Source organism: Meridianimarinicoccus roseus (genome assembly GCF_003172915.1).
GTDB classification, from domain to species: Bacteria; Pseudomonadota; Alphaproteobacteria; order Rhodobacterales; family Rhodobacteraceae; genus Meridianimarinicoccus; species Meridianimarinicoccus roseus.
This window is the reverse complement of record NZ_QGKU01000008.1, coordinates 14,126-30,032: the sequence shown is the minus strand read 5'-3', so window position 1 is coordinate 30,032 and position 15,907 is coordinate 14,126. Positions and strand designations below refer to the sequence as shown.

The 15,907-nt window shown below is 62.9% G+C and carries 14 protein-coding genes; 2 read left to right on the top strand and 12 right to left on the bottom strand.

What is annotated here, in order from left to right; translation table 11 throughout:
- Window positions 1-56: 56 nt before the first annotated feature.
- From DKT77_RS02410 to DKT77_RS02400, 3 genes are all read right to left on the bottom strand, one after another.
- On the bottom strand, window positions 57-1,253 hold the full coding sequence (locus DKT77_RS02410) for an IS256 family transposase (RefSeq protein ID WP_109809696.1): 1,197 nt from the start codon (window positions 1,251-1,253) through the stop codon (window positions 57-59).
- Between the two features lie 616 nt (window positions 1,254-1,869).
- Window positions 1,870-2,964, bottom strand: coding sequence for a ParB/RepB/Spo0J family partition protein (locus tag DKT77_RS02405; protein ID WP_109810154.1), 1,095 nt, complete (start codon window positions 2,962-2,964; stop codon window positions 1,870-1,872).
- Between the two features lies 1 nt (window position 2,965).
- Window positions 2,966-4,279, bottom strand: a complete 1,314-nt coding sequence (locus DKT77_RS02400; protein ID WP_109810153.1) for an AAA family ATPase — start codon at window positions 4,277-4,279, stop codon at window positions 2,966-2,968.
- Between the two features lie 375 nt (window positions 4,280-4,654).
- Here DKT77_RS02400 and DKT77_RS02395 point away from each other — a divergent pair, with 375 nt between their 5' ends.
- Window positions 4,655-5,368 (top strand): DnaA N-terminal domain-containing protein, encoded by a 714-nt coding sequence (locus DKT77_RS02395; RefSeq protein ID WP_109810152.1) that lies wholly within the window; start codon window positions 4,655-4,657, stop codon window positions 5,366-5,368.
- A 48-nt stretch (window positions 5,369-5,416) separates the two neighbouring features.
- A complete protein-coding gene (locus DKT77_RS02390; protein WP_109810151.1) occupies window positions 5,417-6,562 on the top strand; it encodes an iron-containing alcohol dehydrogenase in 1,146 nt (381 codons plus the stop codon).
- Window positions 6,563-6,644: 82 nt separating this feature from the next.
- Here the strand turns inward: DKT77_RS02390 and DKT77_RS02385 are convergent, their stop codons facing one another.
- The 9 genes from DKT77_RS02385 to DKT77_RS02345 form a co-directional block, all read right to left on the bottom strand.
- The gene (locus tag DKT77_RS02385) at window positions 6,645-7,292 is read right to left on the bottom strand and encodes a TetR/AcrR family transcriptional regulator (protein ID WP_109810150.1); all 648 of its coding nucleotides are present in this window, start codon (window positions 7,290-7,292) and stop codon (window positions 6,645-6,647) included.
- 72 nt (window positions 7,293-7,364) lie between these two features.
- Window positions 7,365-8,192 carry a sugar phosphate isomerase/epimerase family protein gene (locus DKT77_RS02380; protein ID WP_109810149.1) on the bottom strand — a complete coding sequence of 276 codons (828 nt, stop codon included), beginning with the start codon at window positions 8,190-8,192 and terminating at the stop codon, window positions 7,365-7,367.
- Window positions 8,189-9,334 (bottom strand): dihydrodipicolinate synthase family protein, encoded by a 1,146-nt coding sequence (locus DKT77_RS02375; protein WP_109810148.1) that lies wholly within the window; start codon window positions 9,332-9,334, stop codon window positions 8,189-8,191. The genes DKT77_RS02380 and DKT77_RS02375 overlap by 4 nt, the downstream gene beginning before the upstream one ends.
- A complete protein-coding gene (locus DKT77_RS02370) occupies window positions 9,331-10,491 on the bottom strand; it encodes a Gfo/Idh/MocA family protein (protein ID WP_109810147.1) in 1,161 nt (386 codons plus the stop codon). The genes DKT77_RS02375 and DKT77_RS02370 overlap by 4 nt, the downstream gene beginning before the upstream one ends.
- 26 nt (window positions 10,492-10,517) lie before the next feature.
- Window positions 10,518-11,876 carry an enolase-like domain-containing protein gene (locus DKT77_RS02365; RefSeq protein WP_109810146.1) on the bottom strand — a complete coding sequence of 453 codons (1,359 nt, stop codon included), beginning with the start codon at window positions 11,874-11,876 and terminating at the stop codon, window positions 10,518-10,520.
- Window positions 11,873-12,703: a sugar phosphate isomerase/epimerase family protein gene (locus DKT77_RS02360; RefSeq protein ID WP_109810145.1), complete on the bottom strand. Its 831-nt coding sequence runs from the start codon at window positions 12,701-12,703 to the stop codon at window positions 11,873-11,875. Before DKT77_RS02360 ends, DKT77_RS02365 begins: the two co-directional genes overlap by 4 nt.
- Window positions 12,696-14,219 (bottom strand): tripartite tricarboxylate transporter permease, encoded by a 1,524-nt coding sequence (locus DKT77_RS02355; protein ID WP_238547632.1) that lies wholly within the window; start codon window positions 14,217-14,219, stop codon window positions 12,696-12,698. The genes DKT77_RS02360 and DKT77_RS02355 overlap by 8 nt, the downstream gene beginning before the upstream one ends.
- Window positions 14,216-14,695: a tripartite tricarboxylate transporter TctB family protein gene (locus DKT77_RS02350; protein WP_109810144.1), complete on the bottom strand. Its 480-nt coding sequence runs from the start codon at window positions 14,693-14,695 to the stop codon at window positions 14,216-14,218. The genes DKT77_RS02355 and DKT77_RS02350 overlap by 4 nt, the downstream gene beginning before the upstream one ends.
- 58 nt (window positions 14,696-14,753) lie before the next feature.
- Window positions 14,754-15,779 (bottom strand): Bug family tripartite tricarboxylate transporter substrate binding protein, encoded by a 1,026-nt coding sequence (locus DKT77_RS02345; RefSeq protein WP_109810143.1) that lies wholly within the window; start codon window positions 15,777-15,779, stop codon window positions 14,754-14,756.
- Window positions 15,780-15,907: the final 128 nt, after the last annotated feature.

Below are 15,907 nucleotides of genomic sequence, written 5' to 3'. Positions count from 1 at the left end.
GGTAGTGCCCCGCGGCGTGGTGTAAGAGGGCCGGCCTTCGGAGAGGCTCGAGTTGGTCAGGTCGCCACGGCGGGCAGTCTGACGTTGTGAGTATCGGTGATGCGGGCCAGCGACTCCAGCCCCATGTAACGGCGCGCGACGGCCCACTCGTCGTTGGTTTCGATCATCAGCGCGCCGACCAGACGGATGATGGCCGCGTCGTTCGGAAAGATCCCGACGACATTGGAACGGCGCTTGATCTCCTTGTTGACGCGCTCAAGCGGGTTGGTCGAGCTGATCTGCGCCCAGTGCTCCCTGGGGAAGTCCATGTAGGCGAGCACGTCGTCGCGGGAGGCGTCCATCATGGCGCCGAGCCGGTCATTCTTCTCACGGAGGGCGTCGGCGATGGCGTCCCACTGGGTCTCCGCCTCGGCCTTGGTCTCCTGGGCGAAGATCGTCTTGAGCATTGCGGCCACGGCGGTGCGGCTCTTGGCCGGGGCATGGGCGAGCGCGTTTCTGAGCCAGTGCACGCGACACCGTTGGTGGGTCGCATCGAACACTCGGCGGGCTGCGGCCCTGAGCCCCTTGTGATCGTCGGCCACGACGAGCTTCACGCCGCGCAGGCCGCGATCGGCGAGAGAGCGCAGGAAGCCAGTCCAGAACGTCTCCGCCTCGGAGGGGCCGGTGGCGACGCCGAGCACCTCGCGTCGGCCGTCCCCGTTGACCGCCACCGCGATTATTACGGCACGGCTGATGATCCGGCCGTTCTCGCGCACCCGGATGTAGGTTGCATCGAGCCAGAGATAGGGCCAGGCGCCCTCGAGAGGCCGGGTGAGGAATGCCAGCACGCGCTCGTCGATCTCGGCGCAGAGCCGACTCACCTGGCTCTTAGACACGCCACTCCCGCCCATGGCACGCACCAGATCGTCCACGGCGCGCGTCGAGACGCCGTGCACATAGGCTTCCTGGATGACGGCCACGAGGGCCTTCTCCGCCGTCCTGCGCGGTTCGAGAAAGCTCGGGAAGTAGCTGCCCTTGCGCAGCTTCGGGATCGCCAGGTCGATCCGGCCGGCGCGGGTCTCCCAGCCTCTCTCGCGGTATCCATTGCGCTGCGTGGTGCGCGCCGGTGTGCGCGTTCCTTTTGGCGCGCCCGTCGCAGCCTCGACCTCCATCTCCATCAGCCGCTCGGCGGCATAGGCGAGCATGTCGCGGACGAGATCCTCGTCGGCGGACTTCTCCACCAGCTCCATCAGGGTCATTCTATCGTCGGTCATCGTCGTCTCCGGTTCGGTTCCAGGTTTCGCAACCCGAACCTTCTCCGAAGACCGGCGATGGCCGCCAGCGTCACCGCCGGCCGCGCGCTGCGCTNCGCCGGAGGCTCCGCGCGCGGCCTCCTCCTACACCACGTCCGGGGGCACTGCTTGACGGTGCCGTCACACTGAACACAAGGACAGCGCCCCACGAAGACGCAGCAGCCCTCAGGATGGCGGATAACGAAATCACCTCAGCGCTATCTTGGACCATTGTCTTCGCAACGGGTGAATGTGTGAACGGATGCTTGAGGCCGATTCCGGACCGCCGCCAGTATCTGGTTGCAACAGTTCCGCCCAACGGTCTGTGGATGCGGATACTTTGCAACCGAGTTGGCCTCCATCGTCTTTTTCACTCGAAGTGCTGGCTTCACGCTACATATCTCGCATTCCAATATTGACTGAATCTCAGCGAATTCCGCATTAAGTGAGCGTTTTTAAATCTTTATGCACACCACCCTGCTGTCGCCGCACCTTCCACAACGAGCAACGCGCATTGACACGGCAGCTACACGGCCCGCGCTGTCTTTCGGAACTCCTGCGCCCGGTAACCCGCGGGTTACCCCGCCCGGGAGGCCGGTCAGAGCTTTGTAACCCGCGGGTTACCGGGCGCCTCAAGGGCCGCTTCAAAGGCACGGACGGCCTGCTCCAAACGGTCACGCGGCATATCAGTGAAGTCCCTGTGACTGACAATCCGACACTCTCCGCTCCTTGCGGTAACTTTGGTGTCGCCGACATGAAACTCGTACTTCTCCTTGCGCTCCCTTGGCTTTCCTCCGGTTTGTGGCTTTGGCTTCTGGCCGGCTTGCAGGAAGGCGTTCAAAGCCTCGGCCTGTTCTTCGGGACTTGCGCAGCCGATAAGCGCACGCCGCAACCCCGAAGATCGATCGGGCTGCGCCTTCATCAACCGGACCAGGTCAACGCCCAGGTTGCGAGAAATGTTCTTAGGCCATTTCAAAGCCTCATCGAGTTCGATCAGAAGAAACACGAAGCTCCGGATATACGACCGCTTCATCTTGTGCAGCGACCCGTACAGACGGCCCACCATCGCGTCGGGATCATCGCCTTCAACATCGGGATCACGCGCCGCCAAGATGGCAACCTGCGCCATCTCGGCAAAGGTAAGATCCTCGCGAACGACGTTCTCTTCCACCATGTCGATATAACGAGCCACGCGATCCGTTGGGGCATCTCCCTGCGGTTCGACCCGCGCAATAATGCGCGCGAAGGCATCGTCCTCGGTTTCAGAAAGAAGCTGACTGAGCGCAGTAAGGCGCCGCCAGCCCTTTTTCAGCTGATATCTGCCCTGCCCGTCGCGATAGACTTCGATCGGTTCCTTCTGGCCCCGCGCACGGATGGACGCCTTCAGTTCTTCCATCTCGTCAGAATTGGCGACCGCAGCGAGGTCGAGCCGGTCCCGCGGCAGGTCATCGGTTGAAACGTCACTCAGCGGCAGGCTGACAAGAACCCTGCCCTGCGCCTCTGCCGCGCGCCATGCCTTCGCGTCCTCTGCATTCTTGCGCCGTTGTTCGATCTTGGCTTCGGTTGTCTCCTGCAGGCTGGCCGCTGCCTCCCGGACTGCAGCGCCCATAGGGCCAACAGACCGTTCACGTTTTGACGACCGCCCAGCCGGCTCAATCGGATCGAAACCGAACTTGTTCTTGCCGGTACTCATATCAGGCTCCCTTGCGCTGCTGTCCATCACCGCTTTCGCGCCATGCGGCGATAAGCGTTTCGTGAAACTCCTGATAGGCACGATCGAAACTCTGACGCGCTCGCTTCCAGGTGTCCCGCGTCATCTGCCGATAGTCTTGCTCATAGACGGACATCTGAAAGCGACCGGATTGTTCGACAGCCCGGGTCATCTCGATGGGGTTTTGGCAAACGTCCGCACCGAACACATTGCGAAACGCTCCCATCATTGCGATGTGCAGCGGGTTGTTCGGCTCGAACCGCGTCATGAGCAACCGAATATCGCGAAACCGTTTCGGAAGCGTGATGCCTGCATCTTCTGCCAAGGCGGAGAAACCTTCGGAAATGTCTGCCATCGCGTCGCCCAGCTGACCAAGATAGCTGGTCGTGCTGTCATACTCCCAATACCCAGGGCCCGACGGAATATAAAGGATGTCCGCCGCGAAGGCGGCATTGAGCGACTGGTATCCGATGGCAGGCGGGCAGTCGAAGATTATCAAATCGTACTGATCGTCCGGCAATTCATCAAGATAGCGCGCAACACAACCGAAGAACGACCACGCCTTGTGAAGCGACCGGTACTGCGCCGAAGCAAACTCAACAAAAGCTGCATTGGCACAGGATGGGATGATATCGATGGTTGGCCAGCAAGTCTTCTGGATGAAATCCTGAAACCGCTGCGCGCCGATGGACTGAACGTCTTCAGGCAACTCATCGGAAGAAGGGTAGGGGCAATCGTCCGGGTCATCGTATTCGGCAGCGATACGGTCGGCTTCCCGGCACAGATCGCGGCACATGATACCCCAGACCGTGTGCCACTCTTTAACTTCGGTAAGGCCCATGGAATGGGTGAGCGTCGCCTGCGGGTCGAAGTCGATACAAAGCACGCGATAGCCGTCAAGCGCTGCGGCATTGGCCAGATGCTGCGCAACGACGGTCTTGCCGACACCGCCCTTGAAATTCGAAACCGCGACCCGCATCGCGCGCCCTTTCGGACGTTCGGGAAGCAGAGATTTGCCGCGAAATCGAACGCGGCGCCGCAACTCGTTGATCTCGTCCAGCGTGAACCAGCGCTGACGCCCGTCGTCCTGAGTGTTGCCCTGCGGAAGCGACGGGTCATCCGCCAACTTCTTCCGAAGCGTATCGGCCGGAACGCCGAACATAAAGCTGCTGATCTCCCAGATCGAGAAAGCCCGGAGGGATTTCACCTCGGCCGGAGAGAACGTCGCGCGCCGCACCGCGGATTGCTGTGCAAGGCTCCGTTCGTTCATGGTTTGAAGGTCTGTATGATCCCGCATAGGGCGCCTCGTGCTATTGCCTGTGAAATTTTCAATAACGGGATTTCATCTTTATTGCAAAAGAAGAAATTTTCGGAGATCGGCTTGAAAAACGCGATTTTTCGAGAAGGGCGCGAACGGCAGGCCTGTCTTGATTGCTGGATAAGGTGTCTTCTACGCCACAACATTACAATATGGGGTGACAAGGATCGTCCTTTTTCGTGTCACCGGGTGTCTCCACTCACCTATGACCATTTAGAACTAGAAGATCGAAAGGTGCCCATAGAAAATCCCGGTTTTCGTTTTCGTTTGACAGAAAACGGGATTTGATGCTTGTCTCAAACAAACGAGAATCGAGCACAAGCCCGATCCACAGAGGCAAAGAAAAGAGCAATCATGCAGCCTGGTCGCGTGACTGGCCCCGGATCTGGGGTTCACAAGTATGATATACTGACGGCAGTTGCCATTGCCGGCTTGCACGGCAGCACAACGCAACAGGTCTCTGCACTGCGCCTGATCTCGTTGATCACCGCGCGCTACAACTGGCAACGCAATGAACTAAGCATAGGCCAAGAAGAAATGGCCCGCATCTGGGGCGTAAACACACGCACCGCGAAACGCGAAGTCAAGCGCCTGGTCAGCATGGGGCTTCTCGACGTGAAGCGCGCGGGCGTCCGCGGCCGGGTTGCCTGCTACCGCCTAAACCTCGAGGCACTGGAAACCCTGTCGCGACCGGTATGGAGTGCCGTAGGGCCGGATTTCGAGGAGAGGGCAGGGCGCCTTCTATCGCGAGTCGGTAGTGCCGAAGGGACGGTTCTGAAGGTCGACTTCTCACCTACACAGCGAGAAACCAAGGAGATACCTGCCGACACCGGGTGCGATTCACGCTGGCAGGATGTCATGACGCGCCTTTCAGCCGAAAATCCCGATGCCTACGCGAACTGGTATAAACGTCTGACACTCGGCCGGGTGACGGATGGGACGGTGGAGGTGACGGCCCCTAATGCATTTGTATCGAACTACATCGCGACCCATCTTGCGGACCCGATGGCTGCGGCGGTGCGCGATGCCTTCGGCCCATGCCGCGTTTCACTCGTGCTGGCAAGTTGAAGCGCGACACGGTGCACAGCTGCGCAATACAATCGGTAGGAATTTTGGATGACCCAACACGACCTTTCGTTTCAAACCGCCAGCCGGATCCTTTTCGGCCGTGGGGTTGCCTCCGGCGCGGCAGCAGAGATCGCGGTACGGGGCAGGCGGGTCTTTCTTGTGCACGGCGCAGGGACCGCTCGGTCGGATTGGCTCCGTGCGGCGCTTTCCGATGCCGGATGCGTGGTAGCCTCATTCACATGTCCGCGTGAACCAGATGTCGCGTTGGTCGAGGCGGGTGTCGCTTCGGCGCGTGGGGCAGAGGTGGACGTGGTCGTCGCATTGGGCGGCGGTGCGGTGATCGATCTCGGCAAGGCAGTCGCGGCACTGGTGCCCGCCGCGCGGCCGATGATGGACCATCTTGAAGTGGTGGGGCAGGGGCTTCCGCTGGACAATCCTCCGCTGCCGTTCGTAGCGCTGCCTACGACGGCAGGGACGGGCGCTGAGGTTACGAAGAACGCGGTTATCTCGGTGCCTGAAGCACGGCGCAAGGTATCCTTGCGTGACGCCCGGATGCTCCCCGACCTTGCGGTCGTGGACCCAGCCTTGACCGATGGCGCCCCCCGCGCGGTGACGCTTGCCAGCGGTCTCGATGCGGTGACCCAGGTGATCGAACCGTTCATTTGCACCCGTGCCAATCGGTTGACGGATGCGCTTTGCCGCGATGCGATTCCTCAGGGCCTTGCGGCGCTTGTCCGGTTGATGAAGCACGAAGATCCAGACGCGCGCGATGACATGGCATGGGTCAGTCTTTGCGGCGGACTGGCGCTGGCCAATGCTGGGCTGGGTGCGGTGCACGGGCTTGCCGGACCAATCGGAGGAATGTCCCCTGCCGCACACGGTGCCGTTTGCGGTGTGCTGCTGCCCCATGTGCTTGTGGCGAACGCCGAAGCCGAGAAACCGCACGCCGTAGCACGGATCGCAGAAGTGCGAGGATGGATTGCGCAGGAACTGGGCGGTGCGTCTGATGATGCGCCCGCAACGCTAGCGGCATGGGCCGCCGCACAGGGACTGCCTGGGCTTGGTGCGCTCGGGGTGGACCGGGCGGATCTAGCGGCCATTGCCTCTGCGGCTGCCGATTCATCTTCGATGAAGGCCAACCCGGCGGTTCTTTCAAGACAGGTGCTTGAAGACATCATGGAGCGCGCATTTTGATGGTGCCGTCACTTGCTCGGCGGGGCAGGGGGCGCGCCCCATGATCCTAGCTTTCAAACCGGCGAGCCTCCGCTGAATGTCTTTAGGCCTCCTTAAGGTGAGCAAGGATCATTCTCGCCGCGCGCTCGGTGTGCGCTTTCAGCCAAGCCTCGTCGATCGGTGCCCGGAAAACGACCCGAAGCGTATGCATGTTGGAAATCGGGAACCAGCATACTGACGCGATCAAAATGTAGAGGTCCACGGCACCGATGTCGGACCGGAAAATGCCAGAGCGGCGACCGCGCTCAAGGATCTCCTGAACCCGGTCCAGCAGAACGGATTGAATCTCGCTCGCATCGTCGAGACTGCGGACGGTATCACCGCCCAGCAGGTTCTCGGTATTGAGCATGTTGATGAACCATGGGTTGCGCCAGAAGTGGTTCATGGTGAAGGATACCAGCGCACGGATCGCGTCGTCCGGTGCGCGCGTATCCAGATCGAGCGCGGTCTCGCCCCTTCGGATCTGGATATAGGCTTCTCTAAGCGCGGCCGCATAGACCGCATTCTTGTCACCGAAATAGTCGTATATCATCGGCTTCGAAACGCCCGCACGTTCCGCAATCTTGTCCACGCGCGCGCCCGAAAGGCCGACGTCGCTGAATTCCTCAAGCGCAGCCTGAAGGATCGCAGCGCGCGTAATCTCAGGGTTGCGTTTGCGGTCCTTGCGGATCGGAGAAAGACCTCTTTGCATGTGGTGTCCAAGCCCGTCGCTTTGATTTCGGCCTTTTACGCAATCGTCCTGCGGGCCGAAAGAAGAACCCTCCTAACACACGGTACGGCCCCGTTCGATCATGGTCGAAAGCACGACATCAGGCGCACGCGTCCACCAATCGCGCGAGGAAAAAATCTCGACCTCGCCCAGCCCGGTAAAGCCGTTCGCTTCCACGAGACCCCGCAGACCGCGCAAGTCTATGACGCCGTCACCCATCATGCCGCGGTCGGTCAGCAGATCGCGGGTTGGCACCAGCCAATCGCAAAGGTGAAACGCGAGGATTCGCTCGGGACCCGCGCGTTCAAGCTGCGTGGCCAATTCAAAATCCCACCAAACGTGATAGACATCGACAGCGCAGCCGATGCCCGGGCCAAGCCTGTCGCATATGTCCAGCGCCTGCCGCATCGTGTTCACGCATGCTCTGTCGGCGGCATACATTGGATGGAGCGGTTCGATGGCGACCGGCATATTGACGGTGCGTGCATACTCGAGAGTGCGCGCCAGCCCCTCCTCGACAAGCGCCCACGCCCCGTGCAGATCGCGGCTGTCCCGCGCCAACCCGCCGACCACCATGACAAGGCAGGCCGCGTCCAGTTCGGCGGCCTCGTCCACGGCGCGGCGATTGTCGTCGATCGTTTCGCGATCGATCGCCCCGCGTTCTGTGAACCAACCGCCCCGGCAGAGTCCGGTAACGGTCAGTCCCGCCGATCTGATTGCGCGCGCAGCCGCGCTGACGCCCATTTCGTGCAGCTTGTCGCGCCATGGCGCGATGCCGCCGATCCCGTGGCGCTGGCAGCCGTCGATACATTCGGCAAGGGTCCATTGCTCGCGAACAGTGGCGGTGTTCAGCGACAGCCGCTTGGCTTCCAGCCCGCTCACAGCGCGACCCCCCGAGCGGCGAACACGGGCCGCGCCCGTGCCGCGACCCGGTCCGGATCGGCAAACAGCCCGGCCGCGTTCGCAAGCCGCATTATTTCGGCCAGATGCAGGGTGGAGCGTGTGCTTTCCTGGCCACCGATCATCGTGAAATGATCTTGGTGACCGTTCAGGTAGGCCATGAATACCACCCCGGTCTTGTAAAATCGCGTCGGCGCGCGAAAGATATGGCGCGACAGCGGAACGGTCGGTGCGAAGGCCGCACGATAGCTTGCCAAGTCGCCCGCAGCCAGCCGAGAAAGCGCGCGCGAGGCCGCCGGTGCGATGGGGTCGAAGATGCCCAGAAGCGCGTGGGAATGGCGCACTCCGTCGCCTTCGATCAAGCTGGGGTAGTTGAAATCATCTCCGGTATACATCGCAACGCCTTCGGGCAATCGCGCACGCATGGCGATTTCCTTCTCCTCGGACAGAAGGCTGATCTTGATTCCGTCGATCCGGGTTGCGTTATCGGTGATCACGCCAAGAGCGGTGTCCATCGCGACCATGTGGTCTGCCGACCCCCAGTAGCCTTCCAGCGCGGGGTCGAACATCTCTCCCAGCCAGTGCAGGATGGCAGGCTGGGACAGCCCCGACAGCACGCGCTCATAGACGCGGGCGTAGTCCTCCGGTCCGGCGGCCGCGCGCGCAAGTGCCCGGCTCGCCATCAGGATTACGCGAGATCCCGCTGCCTCGACCGCCTCGCACTGCTGTTCATAGGCGGCGATCACGTCGTCAATGGTGACGTCTGGGGCAGGGGCCAGGTGGTCAGTCCCGGCCCCTGAGGCGATCAGGTGCCCTCCCGTCTTCGCCATCGCAGTGGATCGCTGGATCAGGTCAAGCGACGTGGGCCAGTCCAGCCCCATGCCGCGCTGCGCGGTGTCCATCGCCTCGGCTACGCCGAAACCGAGCGACCAGAGATGCTCGCGAAAGGCAAGCGTGCGGTCCCAGTCGATGGCAGCCTCCAGCCAAGGATCGCACTCCGCCAGCGGGTCGGCGACGACATGGGTGGCGGCATAGGCGGTTCGGGTCCAGGCCTGCGGTGGCTCCGGTACGGGACCGGCAACCAGCGTCACGGCACCGCCCGGCAGGTTCAGCGTCAGGGTCATATAGCCAGATCCTCCAGATCGATCCAACAACGCCTGCGGGAGCTTTCGTATCCGGCTTCCGCCAGTTGTACGCCCTTGGCACCTTCAGCCAGTGAATAGGGAAATGGCGCATCCTCGGCCACATGGCGCAGGAACTGCTCCCACTGCACCTTGAAGCCGTTGTCGAAGACCGCGTTGTCGGGCACTTCTTCCCAGCCGTCATAGAAATCGAGGCGCTGGGGTTCGTCCGGGTTCCACACGGGTTTCGGCGTGTTGACGCGGTGCTGGGTGTAGCACTTGTGCAACCCGGCTACGGCCGACCCGTGTGTGCCGTCGATCTGGAAGGTCACCAGATCGTCGCGCCGCACCCGCGTGCACCAGCTGGAATTGATATGCGCCACGATTTCTCCGTCCGGTCCGTCGAGCAGGAAGGTCGCATAGGCCGCATCGTCTGCCGTCGCCTTGTAGCGCGCACCGCTCTCGTCCAGCCGTTCGGCGATATGCGTGAAGCCGAGGCAGCTGACCGATTTCACCGGCGCCACGACGTTGTCGAGCACGTAGCGCCAGTGACACAGCATGTCCGAGATGATGCCCCCGCCATCCTCGGCGCGGTAATTCCAGGACGGGCGCTGTGGCGTGAGGTCGTCGCCGGTGAAGACCCAGTATCCAAACTCGCCCTTGACGCTGAGGATCTTGCCGAAAAAACCCAGATCCCGAAGCCGTTTTAATTTGAGAAGGCCGGGAAGGTCCAGCTTGTCATGCACGATGCCGTTCTTGACGCCGGCTCCCTTTGCGTGCCGCGCGATGGTGACCGCGTCCTCCAGCTTTTCGCTGACCGGCTTCTCGCAATAGACGTGCTTTCCGGCATCAATGGCGCGGCGCAGAAGACCGGGCCGCATCTGGGTCGAGGCAGCATCGAAGAAAATGGCGTCATCTGGATTGGCAAGCGCGGCGTCGAGATCCGTTGTATGTCGGGCGATCCCATGGGTCTGTGCCAGTGCCTCGATCCTGTCCGCGTTGCGCCCGACGATGATCGGATCCGGGATTAGGGCCGTACCATCCTTCAAGTTCACGCCGCCCTGATCGCGGATGGCGATGACCGACCGGATCAGGTGCTGGTTCATGCCCATTCGACCGGTCACGCCGTGCATGATGATGCCGATCCTCTTTTGTTTCATGGCTGAGGCCTTTCTTCTTCTTTGCGTCAGGTGTCTTGGGCGGCGGGGTCTGGCAGTTCTGCAGTCGCGCAGCCGAAGCCCGCTACATTGAGCGATGCGATGGCTATGCCGCCTTGCGTGATCCGCAGGGTGGGGCGCGTGGCGTCGCCGCCATAGATGTCGCCATGCGCCGTCAGGAAGTGGCGCTTTTCGGCAGCTTCCGCGCCCTGAAGCCCGCCCGCGAAATGATGTCCGTTCCGTTCCACGTCGGGCACGCCGCAGGCCGCCATCATCGCGGTGTCCTGCTGCCAGCAAAGGCCCGGCTGGCAGGTCAGGTCTTCGCCCGACAGGATCGCCCCTGCGACCTCGGCCCGCGCCTTATTTAGCAGCGCGCGCAAGACGCCCTTGCAGCTCTTGATCGAGGTGCCGGACCAGCCCTGCACCAGCGCCCGCGCGAAGGCGTCTTCGCCGTCGTCGCTTTCGTCGATGACAAGGGGCAGGGGGCCGCCCGCCGGGGTATCAAGCGCGATCTCACGCGCAAAGGGCTGCTCGACGAAGCGCGTAGCGGCGCGCAGGTCCGCAAGCTGCGGATCGTCGTCGAAGGCTGCGGCGAAATCGGCGAAGTCGCCGGGGTTGTATTGTTCGTTTGCATCGAGCGTGGCGGAGACTTTCCCGAGCGGGGAAATCACCGCCGCGATGTCGCGCAAGCGGGACAGGTCCGCCTGCGGGTCGCCTTTCAGTTTGATCTTGAAGGCTGCCATGCCGAAGCTTGCGATGACCTCGTCAAGGCTTACGGGCAGCGCGTCAGGGCGCATCTCGGGCGGCACATCCTTGGCGCGCAGCGGGGCCCCGAAGCCGATGGTGTGGCGCAGCGCGATCCGGGTCGGCGGGCCGATCCGGCGCAGGGCGCGGGTAATGTCGTCGGGCGCAAGGCCGTCGGGAACGTGTGCGGCCAGCCCGAAAAGATCGTCGCGCGCCGCCTGCCAGAAGGGCAGGTCCGCTGCCGCGCACAGCGCATCGATGATCGCCATTTCCAGCAGGGCGCAGCCGAAGCCCGTCGCAAGGGCGGGGACGCCCGCAAGGTCGTTGGCCACGTCCGTGCGCAGATCGCGCATCAGTGCGGGCAAGGGGCCGGTGCGGCCGATTGCCTGCGCGCAGGCCGTGCGGACGGTGCCCCGCAATTCCTCGATCGTGTCCTCGTTGGTCAGGTCCGGCCGCTTGTCGAACCAGCGCGGCACCATCAGTTGCGCGGAACGCCCTGCGCAGGCGACGCCGTCCTGTTCGACCAAGACGCGCAGATGCGCTTCGGGCGCGTGCCAGACCTCGGTGCTGCCGAACTGAAAGGGCAGTCGCATGGCGACCGCGCGTTCCGTCCAGTTGGCCGACAGGATGCGCAGCGTCGTCATGCGAGGGCCCTTTCGCAACTGCGTAGCGTGGCGATCCCAATGGCCGCAGTGATGCGGGCGTCGACGCAGGTGCGGAACGGTTCCACCCCCACCGTGCCCGACCAGCCGGTGTCGACCAATGCCCGCACGATGTCGTGGAACGGGTCGTTGCCCATACCCGGCGCGCCGAGATTGGTATCATTGGCGTGGATATGGCCGATCAGGCCTGTCGGCACCCAGTCGCGGATACGGTCGCTGACCTGTGGCTCCTGAAGGCCTGCCGCCTTGCAATCGATCATCGTACGGAAGGCAGGGAGGTCTATGGCTTCGACCAGTGCCGCAGCTTCGGCGATGGTGGTGATCGTAGCGGTTTCCTGCCGCGCAAGCGGTTCGATGCAATAGACTACGCCCGCGGCCTGAGCGGCCTCCGCCACGGGCGCGAAGAAATCGGCCAGGAATTGTGTGAGTTCGTCATCGGTTAGGCCCGGCGGGCGCGGGCGCTGGCCGGGGGAGCCATGCACGAGCACGCGGCCTCCAAGCCGCGCGCAAAGATCGACGAGGCCAATCAGCACCGCGCGGGTGCTATCCCATTGTGCGCGGTCGGTGATCGACAGGCCAGGATAGCCGCTGAGCAGCCAGTGCAGCCCGGTGATCCGCGCGCCCGTAGCTTCCACGCTCCGGCGCAGATCGGCGACGTGGCCGGCATCCAGCCGGTGCGGTTCGGGCCCCAGCGTGGCAGGCGCAAGCTCCAGCCCCGCGTAGCCGAGGGCGACAGCAAGCTCCGCCTGCTCCCGTAGGGACAGCCCTTCGCCGTCCAGCAACTCATTGCAGAACGACAGCTCAAGCATCCCGGCGCCCCCGGATCCAGTGCCACGGCCGTGCCGCCAGTCGGCGCACTGCGCGGATATTGAGTAGGATCGACAGCACGATCAGGATCACGAAGCCCGCCGACACGGGACGGGTGAAGAACGGTGTGAGATCACCGTCGCTCAGCGTCAGGCCCCGGCGCAAGCTCTTGTCGAGCAGGCTTCCAAGGATGATGCCCAGCACCAACGGCGCCATCGGGTATTTCATCTGCCGCAGCACGAAGCCCACAAGGCCGAAGCCCACCATGATGTAGACATCGAAAAGCCGCTGGCTGAGCGCGAAGGTGCCGATCACGCACAGTACGAAGACCACCGGCATCAGATAGGCATAGGGCACGCGCAGCACCTGCACGAACAGGCGGGTAAGCGTCAGCCCGTAGAAAGCGATGAACACCGTTGCCAATAGCACCATAGCGCTGATCAGGCCGATGAACTGCGGCTGTTCGATCACGATCAACGGCCCGGGACGGATGCCATGGATGAAGAGTGCCGCGATCAGGACTGCGGAACTGGCTGACCCGGGCACCGCGAGCGTCAGGGCCGGGATCAGCGATCCGGGCACCACGGCTGAGTTTCCCGTTTCCGCGGCGATCAGTCCTTCGTGGCTGCCCTTACCGAACTGGCTGGCTTCCTTCGAGGTCCGTTTGGCCGCGGCGTAGCTGGCCCAAGCGCCAATGTCCTCGCCCACGCCGGGGATGATCCCGACGAAGGTGCCGATGATGCCCGAGCGCGCGATGGTGAACTTGTAGCGCCAAAGGTCGATGAGGTCGGGGATGGTCCGGTCGCTTGAATCCTTCTTGCCGGCGAGCTTGCCCGCACGGTTCCACATCGCGGTCAGAACCTCGGCGAAGCCGAAGGCGCCGACCATTGCCGGGATCAGCGCGATGCCCGCGTTGAGATCGGAAAGACCCATGTTGAAACGGACATGTGCGTGAATCCCCTCCGAGCCGATCATGGCGACGGCCAGCCCGAGGATGCCCGCGATGTATCCCTTGAGCGGGGTCGTGTCGGCGGTCAGCTGGCCTGACACGAGGATGCCGAAAACGGCGAGCCAGAAGAACTCGAAGCTGCCGAAGTTCAGTGCGGCCTCGGCGAGAGGCGGTGCCACCAGCACCAGCATGACGACGCCCACGATGGTTCCCAACGCAGAGCCTGCCGTGGCCAGACCCATGGCGTAGCCGGCACGTCCTGCCAGTGCCAGTGGATAGCCGTCCAGCGACGTGGCAGCCGAGGCGGGGGTGCCGGGGATGTTGAGAAGGATCGCGCTGCGCGAGCCGCCGTAGATCGCGCCGACATACATGCAGATCAGAACGAGGATCGCCGTGTTCGGATCGAGTGAGTAGGTGAGGGTGGTCATCAGAGCGACACCCATCGTCGCGGTCAGGCCCGGAAGCGAGCCTACGAAGATACCCAGAAGGGTCGACCAGGCCGCGTGAAATATCATCTCCGGCGTTGCCAGCGTCAGCAGCCCCGCGCCCAGATCGGCAAGGCCGTTCACGGCAGCCTCACAAGGAAGACTTCCTGGAAAAGAAGGGCGGTGCCCCAAGCGACACAGATGGCCAGTGTCGCCGCGCTTGCCAGTGCCTTGGCCTGAGCTGGCCGGTCTGCGTGCAACGGAAAGGAGAAGACCAGCGCGAAGACGAAGGTGAACATAAGGGTCGCCCAGAAATAGCTCAGCCACCCGACAAGGCCCGCCGCATATCCGGTGCAGATCAGCGCCGTCAGACCGAGCCGCGTCCATGACCCGAAAACCAGCCGGGGGGCATCGCGGTCGGCGGTGCGGGACGTGATGAACAACAGGATGGCGCAAATTGCCAGCAACACTCCAAGGATCATCGGGACCAGTCCGGGGATCGATGCGGGGTGGATCTGGCGGAATTCGAGCCGTTCCATGGTCCAGCCGCCTATCAGCAGCGCCACACCCAATGCGAAGAAGACGACCGCCGAGATGCGATCGGCAAGAGCCATGCTCATTGGAACATCCTTTGGAAAGCGGTGTCGGCCGGAGCCAGGCCCGGCCGACGTCGTGGACTTACTCGGCCGGGCAGTCGATCCCGATCTCCGAGGGGTCGATGACCGCCTCGCCCCGCGTCACCCGCGAACAGGCTTCGGAGATCACGACAGGCATCGCCTGGGCCAATGCATCCGCGCCGTAGCTGGGCGCAAACACCGCGCCGCGATCCGTGGCATACGCCTGAAGCGCATCGCTGTTCATCACGTGATCGCGCCAGACCTGGTCCACTGTCTGATAGACTTCGGCAGGTGCGCCCTTGGGGATGAAGACCCCGAAATAGTCCGCGGCCACCGGGAAGTCGGGGATGAAATCGGTGATCGGCGGTACCGGGTCGATGCCTTCGACGTTCAGCGCCTTGTCCGAAAGCACCGTGAGCGCGCGCAAACGGCCGGCGCGGATCATCTCGGTTTGTTCCACGGCAAGTTGCGTAGTCGCCACCACCTCGCCCGAAGCCGCAGCGATCACCGCAGGGTTTCCGCCGTCATAGGTGATCATTCGTGCGCCTGGTAGATCGCCCTCTGCGGCCTCCTTGATGGCCGCAAGCGCCATGCCGCCCGAGCTGTTCACTCCGGCGGTTCCGACGGTGACATCTCCTGTTTCCATGGCCGCTAGCAGTTGGGTGAAGTCCTGAAACTCCGAACCGGCATTGACGCTGACGACCGGCGCATTGGCGACGTGCAGGTAGATCTCGTAGTCGTCGATCGATGTGTTCTCGATCAGTCCCGTGATGGCGTAAGTCGCGTTGTTCGCGATCGCGTTCGCCGTCCACGTGTATCCGTCGCGCGGCGCGTCCAGCGCAGCCTTGGTACCGGTCGAACCGGAAGCTCCGGGCTGGTTGACGACCACGATCTCCACGCCAAGCGCTTCTTCTAGGATCGGGGCGACCACTCGTGTCACCTGGTCGGTGGAACCGCCGGCAGACCAGGGCACGATGATGTTGATGGGTCGGTCAGGCTGCCATGGGTACTCTTGCGCTGAGGCCAGCGTCGGCAGGGCCAGCAGACCCGTCGCCGCGACAGCCAGAACTTTCGCACGGACTTCCATTATTTTCTCCTCCTCCATTATCTACTAAACGGTAGGTAAGAGTATCCCGTGCCAGCTGTCAACAATTTGAACCGCGCTCACAAGACAGGTCCTCTTGCTAGGCAAGGGCATGAAAACGAAGCGTTGCC